Genomic DNA, 5,974 nt, shown 5'->3' with positions numbered 1-5,974 from the left:
ACCCTGGTCTCGGCGGCGCGGGTGGAGAAGGGCCGCCTGGTGATGCCCGAGCACCTGCCGGTGGAGGAGTTCAACCTGCCGGAGGCCAAGGTCCTCGGCTATATCTTCGACCAGAATGGCGATCTGCTCTGGCGCTCCACCTCGGCGGCCGACGAGTCGATCAACTACACGCCGCGCTACGACGGCCGCGGCAACGAATTCCACACCACCCGCGACGCGAAGGGCGAGGAGTTCTTCGTGTTCGACGTCGAGATCGACCTGCTGCGCGGCAAGCAGGCGGCCTACAGCATCGTCACCATGCAATCGGTCAGCGAGTTCGAGAGCCTGCTCAAGGGGTTCCGCGAGCAACTCTACCTGTGGCTCGGCGGCGCCCTGCTGGTCTTGCTCGGGCTGCTCTGGCTGGGCCTGACCTGGGGCTTCCGGGCGATGCGCGGGCTGAGTTCCGAGCTGGACCAGATCGAATCCGGCGAGCGCGAGAGCCTGAGCGAGGAGCATCCGCGCGAGCTGCTGCGCCTGACCCACTCGCTGAACCGCCTGTTGCGCAGCGAGCACAAGCAGCGCGAGCGCTACCGCCACTCCCTCGGCGACCTGGCGCACAGTCTGAAGACGCCGCTGGCGGTCTTGCAGGGGGTCGGCGACCAGCTCGCCGAGGAGCCCGGCAACCGCGAGCAGGTGCGGGTGCTACAGGGCCAGATCGAGCGCATGAGCCAGCAGATAGGCTATCAGTTGCAGCGCGCCAGCCTGCGCAAGAGCGGCCTGGTACGCCATCGCGAGCAACTGGCGCCGCTGGTGGAGACCCTGTGCGACGCGCTGGACAAGGTCTATCGCGACAAGCGGGTAAGCCTGCAGCGGGACTTCTCGCCGTCCTTCAGCGTGCCGGTGGAGCGCGGCGCGCTGCTGGAACTGCTCGGCAACCTGCTGGAGAACGCCTATCGCCTGTGCCTGGGCCGGGTCCGCGTGGGCGCCCGGCTGGGGCCGGGTTACTCGGAGCTGTGGGTTGAGGACGACGGTCCCGGAGTGCCTGCCGAACAGCGCGCACGAATCATCCGCCGCGGCGAGCGCGCCGATACCCAGCACCCGGGGCAGGGCATCGGCCTGGCCGTGGCGCTGGACATCATCGAGAGCTACGACGGCGAACTGAGCCTGGACGATTCCGAGCTGGGCGGCGCCTGCTTCCGCATACGTTTCGCTACAGTCTGAGACTTGGCGGCCGTTACCTACGTCTGAGGTGTTTCCGCGCTACGCTGAAGTCTGTTCGGCTGGCGCAGTTCCTTTGACGCAGGTACCGGGGATTCGAGCGGATGTTCAGTGGCAAAACCGACGACAGGGGCTTGTGGGCGGGCATCCAGGCCGGTGTGCTGTTCTTTCTCGCCGCCCTGGCCTGCATCTACCTGTCGCGCCAGCCTGCCACTATCGCGGCGATCTGGCTGCCCAACGCGATTCTCACCGCCGCCCTGCTGCGCGCGCCGCTGCGCCAGTGGCCGGCGATCCTGCTCTGCTCCGCCGTGGCCAACCTGGCGGCCAACCGCCTGTATGGCGACAGCCTGTGGATGAGCGCGGCGTTCCTGCCGGCCAACCTGAGCGAAGCGATCTTCGCCGCGATGCTGTTACGCATCAACCGGGTGCGCGAGGACTTCGAATTCAACCTGCATTCGGCGGTTCGCGTGCTCTGGGCCGGCGCGCTGATCCCGCCCCTGCTCGGTGCCTCGGTGGGCGCGGTGCTGGTCAGCGTCTTCGGCATGGGGCGTTTCCCGGAAATGTGGGCGCGCTGGTACGTGGGCGATGCGATGGGCATGCTCGCGCTGCTGCCGTTGTGCATGGCCAGCAACCTGGCGGCCTGGCGTCACGCTCTGTCGGGGCGGGCGGGAGTGGACAACGCGATGCTCCTGCTGGTGACCCTGGTGATCAGCTTCGTGGCCCTGACGCGCCTGCCCTACGCCTTCATCTACGTGCTCCTGCCGCTGCTGGTGGCCGCCGCCAGCACCAGCGTGTTCGGCACCGCGCTGATCGGCTGCCTGAACACCTGTTTCATCGCCGTGCTGATCGCCCTCGGCGTGTTCGTCCCCGAGTCGTCCCAGCAGCGTTTCGGCGAGCCGCTGCTGTACCTGCCGATGGCCTTGACCCTCATTCCCGCCTTCCTGGTCTCGGTGATCATGGAGCGCAGCCGCCGCGAGCAGCACCAGGTGGCCATCGGCGAGGCGCAGTTCCGCGGCGCTATGGAATTCTCGGCTATCGGCATGGCCCTGGTGTCGCTGGAGGGGCGGCTGTTCAAGGTCAACGAGGCGCTGTGCCGGATGCTCGGCTATTCCGCCGAACGCCTGGGCGAGCTGTCGTTCCAGGAGATCACCTATGTGGACGACCTGGAACTGGACCTCGACCTGGTGCGCGACCTGCTCGCCGGGCGTATCAACTCCTACCAGATGGAGAAGCGCTACCTGCGCCAGGACGGCGAAACCTTCTGGGCGCGCATCAGCGTGTCGCTGGTGCGCGACGAGGAGGGAGTCGCCCAGTACTTCGTCACCCAGGTGGAGGATATCGACAGTCGCAAGCGTGCCGAGCTGGAGCGCGAGCGCCTCGCCGAACGGATCAAGCTGGCCACCGACGCCGGGCAGATCGGCATCTGGGAGTGGGACCTGGCGCGCAACCGCCTGCACTGGGATTTCCGCATGTTCGACCTGTACGGCATCCGCAGCGGTCCCGGGGAGACCACGGTGGAGCAGTGGAAGGCGAGCCTGCATGCCGAGGATCACGACCGCGTGCTGCGCGAGCTGGAGCGCGCCGTCAGCGGGTTGCAGAAATTCGACTGCGAGTTCCGTATCGTCCGCCCCAACCGCGAGGTTCGCCACCTGCGGGCGATCGCCACGCTGACGCGCGACGAGGACAACCGTCCGGTGCGGATGATCGGCATCAACAGCGACATCACCGAGATCCGCACCCTGGCGGAAACCCTGCACGAGGAAAAGGAACGCCTGCAGGTGACCCTGTATTCCATCGGCGATGCCGTGTTGACCACCGACGCCGGCGGCCGCGTGACCTTCATGAACCCGGTGGCCGAGGCGATGACCGGCTGGACCTTGCAGGACGCCATCGGCGCGCCCCACGAACTGGTCTTCAACGTGCTCGACAGCGACACCGGCGAGGCCCTGGAAAGCCCGGTGCGACGCTGCCTGCAGAACACCCGGGTGTTCTACCTGGAGGACGGCGCCACGCTGATCAGCCGCAAGGGCGAGCAGCACGATATCCAGAATTGCGCGGCGCCGGTGCGCACCCGCGATGGCGAGATCATCGGCACCGTGCTGGTGTTCCAGAACGTCACCAAGGCCCGGGCGATGCAGCGCGAGCTGAGCTATCACGCTTCCCACGATGCCCTCACCGGGCTGTTCAACCGCACCAAGTTCGAGGAGGAGCTGCAGCGCGCCCTGGCCAACGCCCAGGAGCGGGCGACCCAGCATGCGTTGTGCTTCATCGACCTCGACCGCTTCAAGGTGGTCAACGATTCCGCCGGGCACGCGGCGGGCGACATGCTGCTGCGCGAGCTGAGCCGGATTCTCGCCGACCGCACCCGCGCCTCCGACACCCTGGCGCGGCTGGGCGGCGATGAGTTCGGCCTGCTGCTGTTCGATTGCGACCTGGCGGAGGCGGAGCAGGTGGCGAGCAAGCTCATCGAGCAGATCTGCTCGGTGCGCTTCCCCTGGGAAGGGCGGCTCTACGACGTGGGCGCGAGCATCGGCATCACCGCCCTTACCGCCACCTCGCGCAGCACCAGCGAACTGATGAGCCAGGCCGACGTGGCCTGCTACGCGGCCAAGCATGCCGGGCGCAACCGGGTTTCGGTGTACCAGTTCGGCCATGAGGAAGTGGAGCGCCAGCACCGCGACATACTCCTCGCCAGCGGGCTGCGCGAGGCCCTGGAGAACGACCGCTTCCAGTTGCAGGCGCAGGAGATCGTCCCGGTCGGCCCCCGCCGCGACGGCGACCGGCACTACGAGCTGCTGCTGCGACTGTACGATCCGGATGGCCAGATGACTCCGCCGGGCGCCTTCATCCCGGCCGCCGAGCGCTTCAACCTGATGGCCAGCATCGACCGCTGGGTGATCAACGAGGCGCTGATCAACTTCGGCGCGCGGATCGCCGCGGTGGAGGGCCTGAGCATCGGCATCAACCTGTCCGGCAACTCGCTCAACGATCCGCTGTTCCTGCCTTACCTGCTGGATCGCATCGAACACTCGCCGCTGAGGCCGGAGAGCCTGTACTTCGAGCTGACCGAGACGGCGTTGATGAACCAGTTGTCGGTGGCTTCGCGGATCGTCGCCAAGCTGCGCGACCTCGGCTGCAAGGTGGCGCTGGACGACTTCGGCTCCGGCCTGAGTTCCTTCAATTACCTGAAGAATTTCGTCGTCGACGTGATCAAGATCGACGGCAGCTTCGTCCGCAACCTGGACAAGAGCCCGGTGGACCAGGCCATCGTCGACTCCATCAACCAGATCGCCCACCGCCTGGGCGCGGTGACTGTGGCCGAGTTCGTCGAGAGCCGGGAAATCCTCGATCACCTGGCGCGCCTCGGGGTGGATTTCGCCCAGGGCTACGCGGTCGGTCGGCCGCAGCCGTTCGCCACGGTGCTCGACCAACTGCGCAGCGGGCTTCGTCGCCAGGAGTTGGGCTGAGCTTCAGGCTTCCGCCTGGTGCCGGTACGCGCCGGGGGTGAGGCCGGTCCACTTCTTGAACGCGCGATGGAAGGCCGAGGGCTCGGAAAAGCCGAGCTGCTCGGCGATGTCCTGGATCGACAGCTCGTCCCGACCCAGGTGGTAGATCGCCAGGTCGCGGCGCAGGTGGTCCTTGAGTTGCTGGAAGCTGCCGCCTTCCTCGCGCAGGTGGCGTCGCAGGGTCTGCGAACTCATGTGCAGTTGGCGGGCGACCTGGTCGAGGTCCGGCCAGCGCCGGCAGTCGCGGCCGAGCAGGCGGCGGATCTGGCTGGTCAGGCTGTCGCCGCCGTCCGGGCGCGCCAGCAGGTCGGCGGGAGAGTGCTGGAGGAACTGCTTGAGGGTGCGTTCGTCCTGCAGCAGCGGCATGCCCAGGTAGCGGGCGGCGAACAGCAGGCTGGTGCAGCCGGCGGAAAACCGCCGGGGGCAGGGAAACAGCAGGTCGTACTCGGCCTGGTGGTCCGGCGCCGGGTAGCTGAAGGTGGCTTCCTCCAGGCGGATGCGCTGGCCGATCAGCCAACTGGCGAGGCGGTGCCAGATCACCAGCAGGCTTTCGGCGAGAAAGTGATCCGGGTCCGACAGGTGGCGTTCCTCGAGGCTCAGGCGCACCAGGTCGCCGTCGCGCCGCAGGTGGATCAGCGGCGCCTGGGGGAACAGGCCGTAGAACAGTTCGCCGCGCTGCAGGGCCTTTTCCAGGGTCCGGCAATGAATCAGGGTGTGGCACATCATGGCGAAGGTGCCGCGCTTGCTGCGGACTTCGCCGAAGCCCATGTATTCGTCGTCCAGCACTTCCCAGAGCAACTGCATCAGGCGGGTGAACTGCTCCGGCGCGATGCGTGCCCGCGGTTCGTCCAGCAGGGCCGGCTGGATGCCGGCGCGACGCAGCAGGGCGGGGCCGTCCAGGCCTTGGCGCGTGGCCCCGCGCAACGCGGCGCGGACGAAATGGCTGGCGATGGTGCGCTCACGCATGGCGGCGTCCTTGTTGTTGGAACGGCGATGGTAGGGCGCCACCCGGAAGACGACAAGGGTGGTGGCGGACTCCCGCCATGCTCGCGCGGCACAGCCGGCCCGCCGGGCGGTAATCCGCCACGCTTAGCCCGCTATGCAATTTTCATTTTTTATTTAACTTGTTGATATATAAGGATTTTATTTAGAGAAAGAGCATCCTGGCACAGCCTCTGCAATGCCTGGGCAAGGTTCCGCCGCGGCGGTTCACGACAAAAAATCTCCCCAGCAAGGGGGGTAACGCTACCGGTGAGCGCGTTCCAGGGAAC

Annotated in this window: 3 protein-coding genes; 2 read left to right on the top strand and 1 reads right to left on the bottom strand. The window is 67.0% G+C overall.

Annotation, left to right across the window (positions count from 1 at the left end):
* Together phoQ and FFS27_RS26945 are read left to right on the top strand one after the other, a co-directional pair.
* The coding region (gene phoQ, locus FFS27_RS26950; RefSeq protein WP_137952326.1) for a two-component system sensor histidine kinase PhoQ at window positions 1-1,200 on the top strand (1,200 nt) is incomplete at its 5' end.
* Between the two features lie 101 nt (window positions 1,201-1,301).
* Window positions 1,302-4,664: a diguanylate cyclase gene (locus tag FFS27_RS26945; RefSeq protein ID WP_021264455.1), complete on the top strand. Its 3,363-nt coding sequence runs from the start codon at window positions 1,302-1,304 to the stop codon at window positions 4,662-4,664.
* Window positions 4,665-4,667: 3 nt separating this feature from the next.
* On the opposite strand, the gene FFS27_RS26940 is transcribed toward FFS27_RS26945, so the two are convergent.
* Window positions 4,668-5,669: an AraC family transcriptional regulator gene (locus FFS27_RS26940; RefSeq protein WP_003106595.1), complete on the bottom strand. Its 1,002-nt coding sequence runs from the start codon at window positions 5,667-5,669 to the stop codon at window positions 4,668-4,670.
* Window positions 5,670-5,974: the final 305 nt, after the last annotated feature.

The sequence above is a fragment of the Pseudomonas sp. 2VD genome, assembly GCF_005503585.1.
In the GTDB taxonomy this organism is placed as follows: domain Bacteria; phylum Pseudomonadota; class Gammaproteobacteria; order Pseudomonadales; family Pseudomonadaceae; genus Pseudomonas; species Pseudomonas aeruginosa.
This window is presented reverse-complemented; position numbering and strand designations above follow the sequence as displayed.